The organism is Microbacterium bandirmense (assembly GCF_037204185.1).
GTDB lineage: Bacteria > Actinomycetota > Actinomycetes > Actinomycetales > Microbacteriaceae > Microbacterium > Microbacterium bandirmense.
This window is the reverse complement of sequence record NZ_JBBDGM010000004.1, coordinates 250,763-266,118: the sequence shown is the minus strand read 5'-3', so window position 1 is coordinate 266,118 and position 15,356 is coordinate 250,763. Positions and strand designations below refer to the sequence as shown.

Annotated in this window: 12 protein-coding genes; 9 read left to right on the top strand and 3 right to left on the bottom strand. The window is 67.0% G+C overall.

From position 1 onward, the window contains the following. The first annotated feature begins 26 nt into the window (after window positions 1-26). From WDU99_RS06725 to WDU99_RS06705, 5 genes are all read left to right on the top strand, one after another. Window positions 27-1,391 (top strand): ABC transporter substrate-binding protein, encoded by a 1,365-nt coding sequence (locus tag WDU99_RS06725; RefSeq protein WP_337331671.1) that lies wholly within the window; start codon window positions 27-29, stop codon window positions 1,389-1,391. 68 nt (window positions 1,392-1,459) lie between these two features. Further along, entirely contained in the window at window positions 1,460-2,386 is a 927-nt protein-coding gene (locus WDU99_RS06720) for a carbohydrate ABC transporter permease (RefSeq protein ID WP_337331670.1), read from the top strand. Window position 2,387: 1 nt separating this feature from the next. Further along, entirely contained in the window at window positions 2,388-3,281 is an 894-nt protein-coding gene (locus WDU99_RS06715; protein WP_337331669.1) for a carbohydrate ABC transporter permease, read from the top strand. Between the two features lie 89 nt (window positions 3,282-3,370). After that, window positions 3,371-3,856, top strand: a complete 486-nt coding sequence (locus WDU99_RS06710; protein ID WP_337331668.1) for a nucleotidyltransferase family protein — start codon at window positions 3,371-3,373, stop codon at window positions 3,854-3,856. Further along, complete coding sequence (locus WDU99_RS06705) at window positions 3,853-4,200, top strand: HepT-like ribonuclease domain-containing protein (RefSeq protein ID WP_337331667.1); 348 nt, start codon at window positions 3,853-3,855, stop codon at window positions 4,198-4,200. The genes WDU99_RS06710 and WDU99_RS06705 overlap by 4 nt, the downstream gene beginning before the upstream one ends. Window positions 4,201-4,228: 28 nt before the next feature. Here the strand turns inward: WDU99_RS06705 and WDU99_RS06700 are convergent, their stop codons facing one another. Next, complete coding sequence (locus tag WDU99_RS06700; protein WP_337331666.1) at window positions 4,229-4,972, bottom strand: SDR family NAD(P)-dependent oxidoreductase; 744 nt, start codon at window positions 4,970-4,972, stop codon at window positions 4,229-4,231. Window positions 4,973-4,982: 10 nt separating this feature from the next. After that, complete coding sequence (locus WDU99_RS06695) at window positions 4,983-6,116, bottom strand: glycoside hydrolase family 172 protein (RefSeq protein WP_337331665.1); 1,134 nt, start codon at window positions 6,114-6,116, stop codon at window positions 4,983-4,985. A 153-nt stretch (window positions 6,117-6,269) separates the two neighbouring features. On the opposite strand from WDU99_RS06695, the gene WDU99_RS06690 reads away from it, so the two are divergent. From WDU99_RS06690 to WDU99_RS06675, 4 genes are all read left to right on the top strand, one after another. Further along, on the top strand, window positions 6,270-7,250 hold the full coding sequence (locus WDU99_RS06690; protein ID WP_337331664.1) for a LacI family DNA-binding transcriptional regulator: 981 nt from the start codon (window positions 6,270-6,272) through the stop codon (window positions 7,248-7,250). Between the two features lie 195 nt (window positions 7,251-7,445). After that, window positions 7,446-8,975 (top strand): FGGY-family carbohydrate kinase, encoded by a 1,530-nt coding sequence (locus WDU99_RS06685; RefSeq protein WP_337331663.1) that lies wholly within the window; start codon window positions 7,446-7,448, stop codon window positions 8,973-8,975. Continuing rightward, a complete protein-coding gene (locus tag WDU99_RS06680) occupies window positions 8,968-13,164 on the top strand; it encodes a GH116 family glycosyl-hydrolase (protein WP_337331662.1) in 4,197 nt (1,398 codons plus the stop codon). The genes WDU99_RS06685 and WDU99_RS06680 overlap by 8 nt, the downstream gene beginning before the upstream one ends. Before the next feature lie 143 nt (window positions 13,165-13,307). Continuing rightward, window positions 13,308-14,720 carry a glycoside hydrolase family 1 protein gene (locus WDU99_RS06675; protein WP_337331661.1) on the top strand — a complete coding sequence of 471 codons (1,413 nt, stop codon included), beginning with the start codon at window positions 13,308-13,310 and terminating at the stop codon, window positions 14,718-14,720. Between the two features lie 48 nt (window positions 14,721-14,768). On the opposite strand, the gene WDU99_RS06670 is transcribed toward WDU99_RS06675, so the two are convergent. Next, on the bottom strand, window positions 14,769-15,335 hold the full coding sequence (locus WDU99_RS06670; RefSeq protein ID WP_337331660.1) for a TetR/AcrR family transcriptional regulator: 567 nt from the start codon (window positions 15,333-15,335) through the stop codon (window positions 14,769-14,771). Window positions 15,336-15,356: the final 21 nt, after the last annotated feature.

The following is a 15,356-nucleotide window of genomic DNA, read 5'->3' as shown; positions in this document are numbered from 1 at the left end:
ACGAGTCGTGTTCCTGAGGAGAAACCATGAGAATCACACGCACACGTCGTGCCGTGATCGCCGCAGTGGGTGCGGTGACGGTCGGCACGCTCGCCCTCTCCGGCTGCGGGTCGAGCACACCGGGAGAGTCGGCGGACGACGGCGATGCGTCCGGAGCCACCACCATCCAGTTCTGGCACCGGACGTTCACCCCGGTCGAGAACGAGTGGTACGAGAACATCGTCAAGGAGTTCAACGAGTCTCAGGACGAGATCAAGGTCGTCGGCACTGAGGTTCCCGCTGACGCGTGGGATCAGAAGATGAAGGCTGCGCAGGCCGCTGGCAAGGCGCCCGACGTCTACACCCACCCCGGCAGCATCCAGGATGCTGTCAACGCCGGGCAACTGCATGAGCTCGACGAGATCGTTCCCGCCGATGCTCTGGAGGAGATCATCGACGCAGCCAAGCCGGTGTCCGCGATCGATGGCACCTACTACGCGTACCCGCTGCTGCTCGAGCCCCAGGCCGTGCTGTTCTGGAACAAGGACCTGCTTGACGCAGCCGGCGTGGACTCGGAGAACGGCCCGGAGACTTGGGACGACCTGATGGCGGCCTGCGAGAAGATCCAGCCGACACTGGCGAGCGGTCAGTACTGCATCTCGCCGGCACAGGACGCCGCGACCTTCGCGTGGTCCTCAGTCGGGCAGCAGTACAACTTCGCCGGCCACACCGCGCTCACCGACGACTGGACCGCACCGAACATCGACGACGACGGCTATCGCGCGATGATGGAGCAGTACAAGGCGCTGTGGGACAACGGCTATATGCCGAAGCAGCCGCTCGCCGCGTATGTCGAGGGCAAGGACTTCGGCGAGCAGAAGGTCGCCTTCAAGGTCTCGGGCTCGTGGATGATGTCGGAGATCGGCTCGGACTACCCCGACCTGCTCGGCTCCACCGGAATCGGCGCGTTCCCGAACGCCGAAGGATCCGACGACCGCGCCGCGACGACGCTCGGCAACTTCAAGTGGGTCGTCGACGCCAAGACCGCGAATGCCGAAGCGGCAGGCGAGTTCCTCAGCTGGGCGATCGCCGGCGACCCGGAGAACGTCGTGCCGTTCTTCGTCAATACGCAGTTCACGAAGGTGCCGGTCCGCCAGTCGGTTCAGGATGCCGTCGCCGACGACGAGGCGGCAGCCGATGCGCCATGGTCGGACGTCATCGTCAACGAGATCGCTCCGACGGCCATCCCTGAGCCCACCTACCCATGGGATGTCTCGCTCGCGGTCGGCACCGCTTTCGAGTCGGTGATGAAGGGGGCAGCATCTGCGGATGACGCGATCAAGACCGCGAACAACGCGATCCAAACCGTGATTGACCGCGACGGCCTGGCCGAGAAGGCGCCGAAGAACTGACCCGACACGATTCGGGGGCCGGGGTGATCCCGGCCCCCGAACTGTGACGCACGAACGACGAGGTGGACATGGCCAGCCAAGCTGTGCAAGAGCGCCGGATGATCCGGCAGAGGCAGAACCGGCATCGATTCCGGGACGACAAGATCGCGTACTGGTTCCTGTTGCCGGTCGTCGGTCTCCTGGGGATCTTCGTGATCTGGCCGGCGATCTACGCGGGCTACCTGTCGTTCCAGAACTGGAGCTTCTACAAGGATCCAGAGTTCGTCGGCTGGAAGAACTTCACCGACGTGATGTCCGACCCGCTGTTCTGGGCGGCAGTCGGTCGAGGGTTCGTCTTCGTCGCGATGACGGTGCCGCCCATGCTGATCTTGGCGTTCCTGTTCGCCAGCCTGGTCGTCAGTGTCGGCAGGAAATTCGCCAGCGTCCTGAAGGTCAGCATCTACATTCCGACGATCATCTCCGCGGTGATCACGTCGATCATCTTCGTGCTGATCTACGACTACTCCGGCGGTCTGCTCAACTGGTTCCTCGCGCTGTTCGGCATCGACCCGATCGCGTGGATCGGCGATCCAGCCTGGGCGCTGCTCGCCATCGCCGTTCCGGCGATCTGGCTGGGCATGGGCCTGACGTCACTGATCATGGTGGCCGCGATGGTGGACATCCCGCAGGAGTTCTACGAGGCGGCGGCGATGGAGGGCGCGAACTGGTGGCAGAAGACTGTCTTCATCACCCTTCCGCAGATGAAGAACATCCTCCTCTACCTGCTGATCACCGGGTTCGTGGCAGCGATCCAGCAATTCGAGCTTCCATTGGTCATGACCAACGGCGGGCCGCTGGATTCGACCATGCTGCCGAACCTGTTCATCTTCAATCACTTCCGCAACGACATCAATGTCGGCTACTCGATCGCGGCGGCACTGCTGATGTTCGTCGTGCTGGGCACCGTCTCGGCGGTCGTGTTCAGATTCGTGAACTCGGAAAGGCTGGTGGACTGAGATGACCTCGTTGCAGGAGACGACCCGGATCGTCCTCGCAGGCAAGGAGCCCAGACGCCCCCGGATGCCGCGCACGCCCGGATCATGGCTGGTCCTCGTCGGCAAGCTGATCGCCGGTCTGCTCTTCCTCGTCGCAGCGCTCTTCCCGCTGGCGTGGATGGTGATCGCCGGCTTCAAATCGAAGACTGAGGTCATCCAGACCCCGTTCCAGTTCTTCCCCGAGGTGTGGCGGTGGGAGAACTACGTCCAGATCCTGTCGGATCCCACGTTCGCGCTGACCATGGGGTGGACTTTCATGGGCGCCGTCCTGTTCACACTCCTCAGCCTCACCGTCAACTCCCTCGCCGCCTACGCTTTCGCGCGCTTGGAGTTCCGGTTCAAGCGGACCATCTGGACGATCGTCATCACCACGATGTTCATCCCGGCGATGACGATCCTGCTGACGAGCTTCATCGTTGTGACGAGGCTCTCGATGCTCGACACCCTCGCTGTGCTGGTGCTGCCAGGGGCCGCGAGCGCCGCAACGGTGTTCTTCATCCGACAGTTCTACCTGAACATCCCCGCGAGCCTCGAAGAGGCGGCGATGCTGGACGGCTGCGGACGATTCGCGATCTTCGTGCGGGTCTTCCTGCCGCTTTCGAAGCCGCCGTTCGTCGTGATGGGAATCACCGCGTTCCTTGCTTACTGGAACTCCTACGTCTGGCCGATCCTGACCATCACCACACCGGAGCGGTTCGTCGTGCAGCAGTATCTGGCTACGTTCCGGTCGGAACGCAGCACCGAGCTGGGACTGCTCATGGCAGGCTCGGTGCTCGCCGCAGCGCCCGTGGTCATCCTGTTCCTCATCTTCCAGCGTCAGATCATCGGCAACATCAAGATGGCGGGGCTGAAGTAGTTTGCGCCGCGTAGGGTGCAGCAGCTTGTCGAGCGTCAGGGGGGGTGAAGGGGTTTCTCTAGGCGAGGCGCGGTGATAGCATCACCTATATGGCGTCGCCAGAGCCGTTGAAGGAGATCCGTCGCGAGGCCGCACGGGCGGACGCATTGCAGCGCCAGGCGCGGGAGCTGTTGATCGATACCGTTCACCGCGCCGCCGCCGAGGGCTTGTCCCAAAGGGACATCGCGCAGACGGTGCGCCGCAGTCAACCGGAGGTATCGCGACTCCTGCGTCAGAAGCGGCCAGGGCCACTCGCGTTCAAAGTGTCGCAGAACCGTCAACAGCTGCTGGATGTGCTGACGAAGTTCGGCGTCGCGGATGCGCGCATCTTCGGCAGCGTCGCCACCCGGGCGGAGACATCCGACTCCGACGTGGACCTACTCATCGACACAACTCGAGTGCTCGGTCTGGGCGCTCTGTCGCGACTCGAACGGGAACTATCTGCCGTCATCGATGCGCAGGTGGATGTCGTGCCGCTGAGGGCGCTCCCGGGGTATGCACGCGACCGGGTGCTGGCAGAGTCGGTGCCGTTGTGAAACGCACGCCCCAGGAATCGCTTGCCGAAGCCATTGCACACCTCGACGCAATGCACCGCCATCTTGCGCGTGGCGCGATCGATGACGAGACCGTGGCCGATGCGGTCTCGTTGAGGCTGGCTGCGACGATCGAGACCCTCCATCGAGGAGCGCCTGACCTCACGACCGGACTGTTCGGTGATGAATGGTCGGTGATCTGGGGCATGCGCAATCGCATCGCGCATGGATACGCTTGGATCGACATAGAGACCGTTCGGGCCACGGTGGACGAGGATCTCCCTTCGGTCGAGGCAACGCTTCGATCCTTACTGCAGCAAATTCGGGACACGGCGCGCGAGCCGTAGGGCCACCTGGCAGTGACGCGGTCGGTTGTCACCAGACGGTGTAGCCGCCATCGGCGATCACGTCGGAGCCGGTCATCAGACTCGACGCCTCCGAGGCGAGGAACAAGATGATCGACGCGACCTCGTCGGGGGTGCCCAGCCGCCCGGTCGGTGTGCGCTCACGCCACACCTCGCCCAGCTCGGGTTCGCGCTCGAGCAGCGCTGCGGTCAGATCCGTGGCGATGTAGCCAGGGGAGACCGAGTTCACGCGCACGCCGCGATCGGCCCATTCTCCGGCCAGGGTCTTCGTGAGGTGCATGACGCCGGCCTTGGACGCGTTGTAGCTCACCTGCTTCTGCGGGAAATTGCTCACCGTGCCACTCATCGACGCGATGTTGACGATCGCGCCGCGACCGGCGGCGAGCATGTGCCGCCCGAACGCCTGGCACACGTGGAAGGTGCCGGAGAGGTTGACGTCGATCACGCGCGTCCAGTCCTCTGCCGACATGACTTCCGCGCTCGCCGAGCGCACGATACCCGCGGCGTTCAGCACGACATCGGGTGCACCCAGGCGCGCGGTCAGCGTGTCAGCCGCGGATGCCACGGCACCGGCATCCGTCACGTCGACCTCGATGAACTCCGCGTCGATGTCCGCATTGCCCGCCAGGTCGAGCACGACCACACGGGCGCCCTGACCGATGAACCGGAGCACTGTCGCGAGCCCGATGCCTCGCCCGCCGCCGGTGACGACGACGAGCTTGCCGTCGAGGTCGGGGTAGATGGCGTCCGTCATACCGACCACCTCAGCCCTGGGGCGCCCGCGGGGGAGTGGCGCCGATGTCGGGGACCGGGGCAGTCCCTAGGTGGACCTCCATGTCGTCGGCGCTCGGCGACTTCGGCCGTCGCGCGGTCGGGCGATCGAGGTAGAACATCGCCGTCGAGGCGATGTCGTCACGCAGCGGAAGGTAGCGCCACCCGCTGCGCCACCCGAGTGCCTGGATGTCGACCTTGGGGATGCCCGTGGCGAAATGGATGGGGTCCAGCAGGTGCCAGCGGTACATGCCGAACCGCTGCTGCGAGACGTACAGTCCGTCGGGCCGGATCACCTGCGGCATGCCCAGATAGGGCGTCGAGAACTCGGTGTAGCCCTCGCCCGGGATGTCGAAGTTCCACGCGCCGCCGAAGTAGTCCTCGGTGCCGGTGCCGCAGATCGTCGGATAGTCGGTGTCGTCGTCGAGATAGAACTTGATCTCGCCCTCACCCCACCATCCGTTGGAGTTCACGCCCCACGCGATGTAGGTGCCGACGTACTGCCCCTGACCCTCGATGCCCTCCAGGATGACGTGGGGGGTCAATTCCTCGAGCGGGTTCGACCGGCGCCACTGCGCATGGAAATAGCCGTCCTGCGAGTAGTCGCCGCCGATCTCGTAGGTGACCTGGTAGTAAACGCGCACATCGACCGTCGAGGTGTTCTCGATGGTCAGCCGCGCACCGTCGCGGAACGGCATCGGCCAGTAGGAGTTGAATCCGCCTTGCGGGTTCGCGGCGATCGCCTGCGAGTTCACCTGAGCGAACACGCCCCAGCCGTTACAGAAGAAGTCGCCGTAGGGCACTTCGACCGCAGGTTCGTCCGAACCGTCCCAGAACGCCCGCAGGATCAGGGTGCGCCAGTTGTCGGTGTGCGTGGTGATCCAGATGTGCGTGATCTTGCCTGCCCCCTGGATGTTCGCGAGGTCGAAGGTCTCACCAGCCTTGATGTCGACGCTCGGCGAGATCTTCCAGCCGGGCCCGAGGTCGCGGGCGCAGGAAGCACCGGTCCCCTCGGTGGCGCGACCGCCGCCCCCTGCGGATCCGTCGAAGTTCTCCGGTGAGATCGATCGCGTCTGCACGGAGCGCAGTGCGGCGATCGATGCGAGATCAGAGCGTGCAGATGTCATCTCTTCTTTCACGTCCTTGTGTGTCTGGCCGGCGGAGCACCGAACATCGAGGTCTCCCAAATGTAATCGATTTCAGAACCGAGCACCAGAGCGCGTCTCGGCGCGATACTGTTTCATCACGACCGGGCAACCGGAACATGCAGTGAGGTGCACATGTCCACGATCTACGACGTCGCGGAGCTGGCGGGAGTCTCGCCGGCCACTGTCTCGCGCGTCTTCAATGGCACCAGCGTGTCGGACGAGAAGGTCGCCGCCGTCCGCGACGCCGCGAAGCGGCTCAACTTCACGCCCAATCGCGCCGCGCGCACGCTCCGCACGCAGAACTCCGAGGTCATCGCCCTCGTCATCCCCGACATCGAGAACCCGTACTTCACCGAGATGGCGCGCGGCGTCGAGGACGTGGCCTCGAAGGCCGGGTACTCCGTCGTCCTGTGCAACTCCGACGCGCAGCTCGACAAGGAGTCGACCTATCTGCAGATTGCGATCGCCGAGCACATGTCCGGCGTCATCATCGCGACGGCGTCAGAGAGCTCGAACCTTGATCCGATCATCGCGACCGGCCGGCCCGTCGTCGCGGTAGACCGCCACACCGCCTACGACGTCGACGGTGTCGTGATGGCCAACCGCGCTGCGGGAACCTCGGCGACGAAGGATCTGATCCGCGCGGGTTACCGCCGCATCGCCTACATCGGAGGGCCGGCGCACATCGACACCGCCGCCGAGCGTGCCGCCGGATGGCAGGATGCCCTCACCGCTGAGGGGCGGGAGATCGATCCCGAACTGCTGCGGTTCTCGACCTTCCGCGTCGACGGCGGACGAGCAGCCATGGAGGAGCTGCTCGCGCTGCCCGAGCGGCCCGATGCTGTCGTCGCCGGAAACAACCTCATCGGAGTGGGAGCGATCCAGGTGCTCACCGAGCACGGACTCACCCCTCCCGCCGTCGGCGTCGCGGTGATCGGCTCGTTGCCGTTCACGACACTCTCACCGAGTGCGGTGACCGTGGTGCGGCTGCCGGCACGACACATGGGCGTCACCGCGGCGAACATGCTCCTCGAGCGCATCCGCGGCGATCAGCAGCCCGCGCGCACGGTCGTGCTGCGCAACCAGGTGCATGCCGCCGGCGCAGCCCGCTGACCCCGGCGCCACCGTTCCGGTCGCAGTTTCTGCCGTTCTGAGCGCTGGTTAGCGGCAGAAACTGCGACCGGGACGCGGAGCTGCGTCCCGGTTCCGGCAGAATCTGCGACCGGAAGATCGCATACAGGCTTCCCTTGCGACATGAAATCGATTTCGCATAACCTGTACGAAGCTTGTCATACCAAGGAGGACGACATGCACTGCACCCTCGGGGTGGACATCGGCACGTCGAGCACGAAGGGTGTGCTCGTCGCCGAAGACGGCAGCATCGTGGCATCCACCACCCGCGCGCACGACGTCGACCGTCCGCACACGGGCTGGGTCGAGATGGATGCGCGCATCTGGTGGGATGAGTTCACCGACATCGCTCGCGAACTGACCGCCGCCCTTCGGGCGGCTCAGGGATCGGACGCGGCCGAGATCTCCGCCGTCGGCGTCAGCGGCATGGGGCCCTGCGTGCTCCTCACCGACGAGAGCGACGAGCCGGTGCGCGCGGCGATCCTGTACGGCGTCGACACCCGCTCCGGCGCTCAGATCGCGCGCATGACGGAGGAGTTGGGGGTAACCGAGATCACCCGCGTCGGCGGCTCGACCCTCACCTCGCAGGCGGCGGGGACGAAGATCGCGTGGATCGCCGATGAAGAGGCGGATGCCTTCGCGCGCGCCACTCGCCTGTATATGCCTGCCTCGTGGCTGGCCCGCAAGCTCACTGGCGCCTACGTACTGGACCACCAGTCGGCCAGCCAGACCTCACCGCTCTATGACATCGAGAACGAGACCTGGTACGAACCGTGGTGGCAGCGTTACGCCGACTCGATCGCGCAGCCGCGCCTCACCTGGGCCGGGGAGATCGCCGGCCACGTGACCGCCGAAGCAGCAGAGACCAGCGGCATCCCGGCTGGCACCCCGGTCATCACCGGCACGATCGACGCGTGGACCGAGGCGGTCAGCGTCGGCGCCCACGAGGTCGGCGACCTCATGCTGATGTACGGCACGACCATGTTCCTGGTCGCCACCGGCGATGAGACTCTGCGCACCCCGTCGATGTGGACCACCGCGGGGGCTTTCCCCGGCACCCGCAATCTCGCTGGCGGTCTGTCGACGTCCGGCGCGCTGACGGCCTGGCTGAAGGACCTCACCGGATCCGACTACCCCGATCTGCTGGCGGATGCCGAGAATTCCGGGCCCGGCGCGAAGGGACTCCTCGTCCTTCCGTACTTCGCGGGGGAGCGCACGCCCATCCAGGACCCCGACGCCCGCGGCGTCCTCGCCGGGCTCACGCTCGAGCACACCCGCGGCGATCTTTACCGAGCGGCCCTCGAGGCGACCGCGCTCGGCGTGCGGCACAACGTCGAGACCATGCGCGCGGCGGGCGCCGACATCCGGCGCATCGTGGCCGTCGGGGGTGGCACGCAGGGGCAGCTGTGGCTGCAGGTCGTCTCCGACGTCACGGGGCTCGTGCAGGAGGTGCCCGCGACGACAATCGGCGCCAGCTACGGAGCTGCCTTCCTCGCGGCATCCGCCGTGGCTGAACCCGGAGCAGCTCCGGTCATCACCGACTGGAACCCGATCACGCAGACGATCACACCGAACGCCGATCTGCGCGACTTCTACGACACCCTTTTCGACCGTTACGTGCGGCTCTACCAGGGTTCGAAGGACGTCGTCCACGAGCTCGCCGCGGATCAGCGAGCACGCGAGCAACACGGAGCCCATCGTGGATGAGCAGCGCCGTACCCGCGGCATCCCGCACACCTCCCAGGCCACTGCTTTCCCGCTCGGCGGCATCGGCACCGGCAACGTCTCGCTCGGCGCCCGCGGCGAGTTGCGCGACTGGGAGCTGGAGAACCTGCCCGACAAGGGTCGCGTCAACCCGCACTCCTTCTTCGCGATCCACGCGGCGCCCGAGGGCGGCGAGGCGATCACCCGCGTTCTCGAGGCGCGGCTCAACGGCCGTCACGACGCGGATGCGGGCTACCCGTTCGACCAGCTCGCGGGCCTGCCGCGCCTGGCCGGCGCGAATCTCCATGGCGAGTATCCGGTGGTCGACATCGACTTCTCCGACGACGACCTCCCCGTCGACGTCTCGCTCCGCGCGTTCACGCCGCTCGTGCCGCTCGACGCCGATGCGTCCGGCATTCCCGCCGCGGTGCTGCGATACCGGGTGACCAATCCGGGGCCCTCGCCGGTCGCGACAACGGTCGTCGGCAGTGTCTCGCACACCGCGGGCCGCGGCACGCCCGGTCCCGACGCGCCCTGGGGCATGCGCGCCACGCAGACCGTTCGCTGGCGCGACGACGGAGACGTGCGCGGGCTCGACTTCGGCATCGACCTTGCTGACGACGACCCCGGGTACGGCACACTGAGTCTGACGACGACGGATGCCGCGACCACCGTCAAGCCGCAATGGGTGACCAGCTACTGGCCCGACGGCGCCCGGCTGTTCTGGAACGACCTCGCCGACGATGGGATGCTGACACCCGAGCCCCGGCTCACGCTGGAGGATCGTCCGCGCGGGCTCTTCGCCGAACTGGATGCCGACGGTGACGCCGCACCGCTCAGCGAGGCCGAGATGATGGCAAAGCTGCCCCGCATCCGCACCGGATCTCTCGGCATCGTGCACACGCTCGCTCCCGGTGAGAGCCGCGATTTCGAGTTCGTGCTCGCGTGGAGCTTCCCCAACCGCCGCCGCGGCTGGCACGGCCACATCATCTTCGACGATCCCGAGGGCGGCATCGTCCGCAATCACTACGCGACACTCTGGCCGGATGCCTGGTCTGCGGCGACGCACCTGCACCGTGGGCTCCCTGAACTCGAAGCCGCGACGAACGCCTTCGTCGAGGCGCTCTACGGCGGCACCCTCGACCCCGCCATCAGCGATGCGGCGGGTGCGAACATCGCAGCCCTCCGCTCGACCACCTGCTTCGTGCTCGAATCCCCGAATGCCGAGCTGGGCGAGGGGCCCGTCTTCGCCGCGTGGGAGGGCTCGTTCGACCACGGCGGATCCTGCGAGGGCACCTGCACTCACGTCTGGTCGTACGCGCAGACGGCGGCCTGGCTCTTCCCCTCGCTCGAGCGCAGCGCGCGCCGCGCCGAGTACCTGCTCGAGACGGATGCCGACGGCGCCCAGAAGTTCCGCGGCAACCGCATCTTCGGTGGCCCTTCCTGGTTCATGGGTCCTGCCGTCGACGGACAACTCGGCACCCTGCTGCGTCTGCACCGCGAGTGGCGCTTCAGTGGGGACGACGCGTTCCTCGCGGAACTGTGGCCGGCGGCATCCCGCACCCTCGACTACGCGATCCGCGAGTGGGACCGGGACGGCGACGGCCTGCTCGACGGCGAGCTGCACAACACCTACGACATCGAGTTCCACGGGATCGAGCCGCTGGCGAACGGCATGCTTCTGGCCGCCCTGCGTGCAGGCTCGCGGATGGCCGCGCACCTCGGCGAGACCGATCGCGCGCAGGACTGGTCGGCGAGCGCCGACCGGGTGGCGGATGCCATGGACGCCGTGCTGTGGAACGGCGAGTACTACCGGCAGGTGATAGCCGACGTCGATCAACACCGCTACCAGTACGGCGAGGGCATCCTCTCCGACCAGTTGCTCGGCCAGTTCCACGCCTTTCTTGGCGGACTCGGGCATCTGCTGCCGCGCGAGCGCATCGAGTCGGCGCTCGCCGCGATCGTGCGGCACAATCATCGCTCCGACCTGTCCCGACACGAAAGCACCCAGCGGGTGTACGCGCTCAACGACGAGGGCGGGCTGCTGCTCGCCTCCTGGCCCCGCGGCGGAAGGCCCGCGATCCCGTTCGTGTACTCCGACGAGGTGTGGACCGGCATCGAGCACCAGGTCGCGGCATCCCTGCTGTTCGCCGGCCGCACAGACGACGCCCTGCTGGTCGAGCGGACGATGCGCGCACGATACGACGGCGCGCATCGCAATCCGTGGAATGAGATCGAGTGCGGCAATCATTACGCCCGCTCGCTGGCCTCGTGGGGGTTGCTCATCGCGGCCGGCGGTGCGCAGTGGGATGCCCCGACACGCAGCCTCGGCTTCGCGCCGGCCATGCCCGGTCCGTTCCGGTCGCTGTTCACCACGGGGAAGGGATGGGGGCGCGTCGAGATCGATGACGACGCTCTGACCATCCATCTCGACGGCGGCGAACTCGAAGCCGACGAACTGCAGCTTCACGGGACGACCGTCGCCCGTGGCATCCGACTCCGCGCCGGCGACGTGCACGCCGCGCGGCTGCCAGACAACCACTCAACACCGGAGAAAACCATGAGCTACACCCTCCCCACCCCCGCCACGCGCCCGGCATCCGCGCCGAAGACCGCGTACCTGATCACCTCGGGCGACCTGCGCGAATCCGCCAACATCGCCGGCTGGCCCACCCAGGTCGCACTCGAAGCCGGTGTCACCGGCGTGCTCGAGGGCCTCGGCTGGAGTGTCATCCGCCCGTTCGGCGTCGACCCGGCGACCGGCCACGGCTTTATCTCGAGCCAGCGCATGGGCCTGGAGGTCTTCAAGAGCATCCCCACCGACGCGCCGCTGGTCGTCGCCATCGCCAACTGGCAGTACTCGCACCACGTGCTCGCAGGCCTGCGCACCCACGAGGGCCCGATCCTCACGGTCGCCAACTTCGCCGGCGACTGGCCCGGGCTTGTCGGACTTCTCGGCCTGAACGCCGGCCTCACCAAGATGGATAAGCCCTACGCCACCACCTGGTCGGTCGACTTCACCGACGAGTGGTTCACGAACGGCATCCGCGAATGGACCGAGACCGGCGCCATCGTGCACGACGACTCCCACGTACGCGCGCTGCCCGCCCTGCCGGACAGCCCTGAGAAGCAGCTCGGCGAGGCGCTCGCGGCGCAGCTGCTCGACGAGAAGGCCATCATCGGCGTCTTCGACGAGGGCTGCATGGGCATGTACAACGCCATCTTCGACGACGAGCTGCTCAACCACACCGGCATCTACAAGGAGCGCCTGTCGCAGTCGGCGCTGTACGCCGAGATGCTCGAGGTCGCCGAAGAAGAGGCCGACGCCGCCTTCGACTGGCTGATCGAGAACGGCATGACGTTCAACTTCGGCGAGGACGGCACCACCGAGCTCACCCGCGAGCAGGTGCAGTGGCAGATGAAGATGTACATCGCCGCCCTGCGGATCGCCGATGACTTCGGATTGGATGCTGTCGGCATCCAGTACCAGCAGGGTCTGAAGGACCTTGTGCCGGCATCGGACCTCGCCGAGGGCATCCTGAACTCCACCCAGCGCCCGCCGGTGACCAGCCGCGACGGCTCGCGCGTGCTGCACGAGGGCCGCGCGTTCCCGCACTTCAACGAGGCCGACGAGGGAGTCGCCGTCGACGCACTCGTCACAGACCGTGTCTGGCGTGCGATGGGCCTTGTGCCCGACAACACCCTGCACGACGTGCGCTGGGGTGAGGAGTACGACGGTGAGTTCGTGTGGGCGTACGAGATCTCGGGCTCCGTCCCCGCTTCGCACCTCGGCGGCTGGGACAAGGCGGAGGGCTGGCGCCAGGGGCACGTGTTCTTCCCGGCCGGCGGCGCGACGCTCAACGGTGTGTCGAAGCCCGGTGAAGTGGTGCTGAGCCGCGTGTTCATCGCCGACGGCATCCTCCAGGCCGACATCTTCCGGGCATCCGTCATCGAGCTGCCCGAAGACGAGACGCAGCGCCGCAAGGCCGCGACCAACGAGGAGTGGCCGATCGCGCACGTCGTGCTGCACGGCCAGAGCCGTGACCAGTTCATGGCCCGCCACAAGGCCAACCACGCGCAGCTCGTCTACGCGCCCGACGCCGAGACGGCCGACAAGGCGCTGATCGCGAAGGCTGCGATGTTCGACGGCATGGGCATCAAGGTGAACCTGGTGGGTGACGTGCGTATCTGACCTGCATCCGCGGCACTTTCCTGCATCCGCCACATCGATCGATGGTGCAGATGCAGGAAAGTGTGGCGGTCCATCGCAAGCCCGGGTTTCGTGCGCGGGCTGGGTAGGGTGGATGCGCAGGGACCCGACCCAGGGAGACGATGATGCCTCATCCCAGCGCCGAGCGGCTCGGCCGCTGCCTTCCGCGCGGCTTCGTGATCGGAACAGCCACCGCCGCGGCGCAGATCGAGGGCGCAGCGGACGTCGGCCGCCGCACGCCCAGCACGTGGGATGCCTTCAGCGCGCAGCCCGGAAGGATCCTCGACGGATCCAGCACCGCGGTGACCGCCGACCACTTCCACCGCCATGCCGAGGATGTGCGCCTGATGGCCGATCTGGGAGCCGACGCCTACCGGCTCTCGCTCGGGTGGACGAGGCTGCAGCCGCATGGCACCGGGCCGCTGGATCCCGAGGGCGTCGCGTTCTACGACCGGCTGCTCGACGAGCTGCACGAGGCCGGCATCTCTCCGTTCGTCACCATCTCGCACTGGGACATCCCGGTCGAGTACGAGCACGGCTGGCTCGCCCGCGACACCGCGCACCGCCTCGGCGAGTTCGCAGCGCTCGTGGGGGAGCGCTTCAGCGACCGCGTCACCGCGTGGATCACGATCAACGAACCCGCCACCGTGACCCTCAACGGCTACGCCCTCGGGCTGCACGCACCAGGGCAGGCCCTGCTCTTCGACGCGCTGCCGACCGTGCACCACCAGCTGCTCGGTCACGGGTTCGCCGTGCAGGCGCTGCGCGCCGCAGGCGTGGACGGCCAGATCGGCATCACGAACGTCCACACCCCCGTCGTGCCCGCCACCGACAGCCCAGACGACGCCATGATGGCCGCACTGTTCGACGTGGTGCACAACCGCGTCTTCGCCGATCCGGTGCTGCTCGGCCACTACCCGCACGTGCCTGACGAGCTCGCGCCGCTGTTCGGGGCCTTCGCGGAGGTTCCGGTAGAAGACCTCGCCGTCATCTCACAGCCGCTCGATTTCTACGGGCTCAACTACTACATGCCCACACGCGTCGCCGCCGGCGCAGGTTCGGGTGAGAGCCCGGATGGCACCAGCGACGCCATGGCCGACCTGCCGTTCCGACTCGAGGAGTTCGACGAGTTCCCGACGACGGGATTCGGCTGGCCGGTCGCACCGCAGTTCTTCGCCACCGCGCTCGCCGAGGTGCACGAGCGCTATGGCGAGGTGCTGCCGCCGGTCTACATCACTGAGAACGGCGCGAGCTTCGCCGACGAAGTGAACGCTGCGACCGGCGCCGTCGACGACCATGCTCGCATCGACTACCTCGCCGCGCACCTCGGCGCCGCTCTCGATGCAGTGGCGCCGGGCGGACCGGCAGAGGGTCTCGACCTGCGCGGACTCTTCGTGTGGTCGCTGCTGGACAACTGGGAGTGGGCGGCCGGATTCACACAGCGCTTCGGCATCGTGCACGTCGATTTCGACACACTGAAGCGGACCCCGAAGGCGTCGTACCGCTGGCTGCAGAGCGCGCTGCGCGCCCGCGACTGACCCTAAGCGCGACCAGTCGTCGACCGCCGCCGCTGACCCCACGGGTGATCAGGGCAGCAGTCCTTGCACGAACGCGTCGACCGCATCATCGGTCGAGCCCTCGGGATCGATCGATGAGGTCAGCCGATCGAAGATCAGTCCCTCGATCGCATAGTGGAACAGGGCGATCTCTCGTCGGCCACCGGGCAGACCCGCGGCGGTGTTGAACGCGACGTCGGCGTCGAACCCGGCGCGCTGCCAGGCTCCGAGCGCCTCGGCGAGGTCGGGCCGACGGGCGGCCTCAAGGCGCAGCTCGAAGAGCGCCAGAGTCACCTCGCGCTGGGCGGTCAGCCGTCGCACGATATCGCGCGTGTACGCCGCGAACAGCTCTCGCGACGGCGGATCGGATGCCCGTGCCTCGAGATCCTGGCTGGTCGGTGCCAGCCGGGCGCCGATCCGTTCGAGAAGGCCGTGCAGGAGGGCCTCGCGGCTGCGGAAGTAGTTCGACGTCGTGCCGACCGGCACCTCCGCTTCCGCATCGATCGCACGGTGGGTCAGGCCTCGCGAGCCCTCACGGGCCAGCACGGCGATGCCCGCGTCGGTCAGCGCATTCCGCCTCGCATCGTTCTTCGCCATGACTCGACACTAGCTCAACCA

Bases quoted from the DNA above. Each gene is read 5' to 3' on its own strand.
- WDU99_RS06725 (WP_337331671.1), top strand. From the start codon at position 27: ATGAGAATCACACGCACACGTCGTGCCGTGATCGCCGCAGTGGGTGCG.
- WDU99_RS06720 (WP_337331670.1), top strand. From the start codon at position 1,460: ATGGCCAGCCAAGCTGTGCAAGAGCGCCGGATGATCCGGCAGAGGCAG.
- WDU99_RS06715 (WP_337331669.1), top strand. From the start codon at position 2,388: ATGACCTCGTTGCAGGAGACGACCCGGATCGTCCTCGCAGGCAAGGAG.
- WDU99_RS06710 (WP_337331668.1), top strand. From the start codon at position 3,371: ATGGCGTCGCCAGAGCCGTTGAAGGAGATCCGTCGCGAGGCCGCACGG.
- WDU99_RS06700 (WP_337331666.1), bottom strand. From the start codon at position 4,972: ATGACGGACGCCATCTACCCCGACCTCGACGGCAAGCTCGTCGTCGTC.
- WDU99_RS06695 (WP_337331665.1), bottom strand. From the start codon at position 6,116: ATGACATCTGCACGCTCTGATCTCGCATCGATCGCCGCACTGCGCTCC.
- WDU99_RS06690 (WP_337331664.1), top strand. From the start codon at position 6,270: ATGTCCACGATCTACGACGTCGCGGAGCTGGCGGGAGTCTCGCCGGCC.
- WDU99_RS06685 (WP_337331663.1), top strand. From the start codon at position 7,446: ATGCACTGCACCCTCGGGGTGGACATCGGCACGTCGAGCACGAAGGGT.
- WDU99_RS06675 (WP_337331661.1), top strand. From the start codon at position 13,308: ATGCCTCATCCCAGCGCCGAGCGGCTCGGCCGCTGCCTTCCGCGCGGC.
- WDU99_RS06670 (WP_337331660.1), bottom strand. From the start codon at position 15,335: ATGGCGAAGAACGATGCGAGGCGGAATGCGCTGACCGACGCGGGCATC.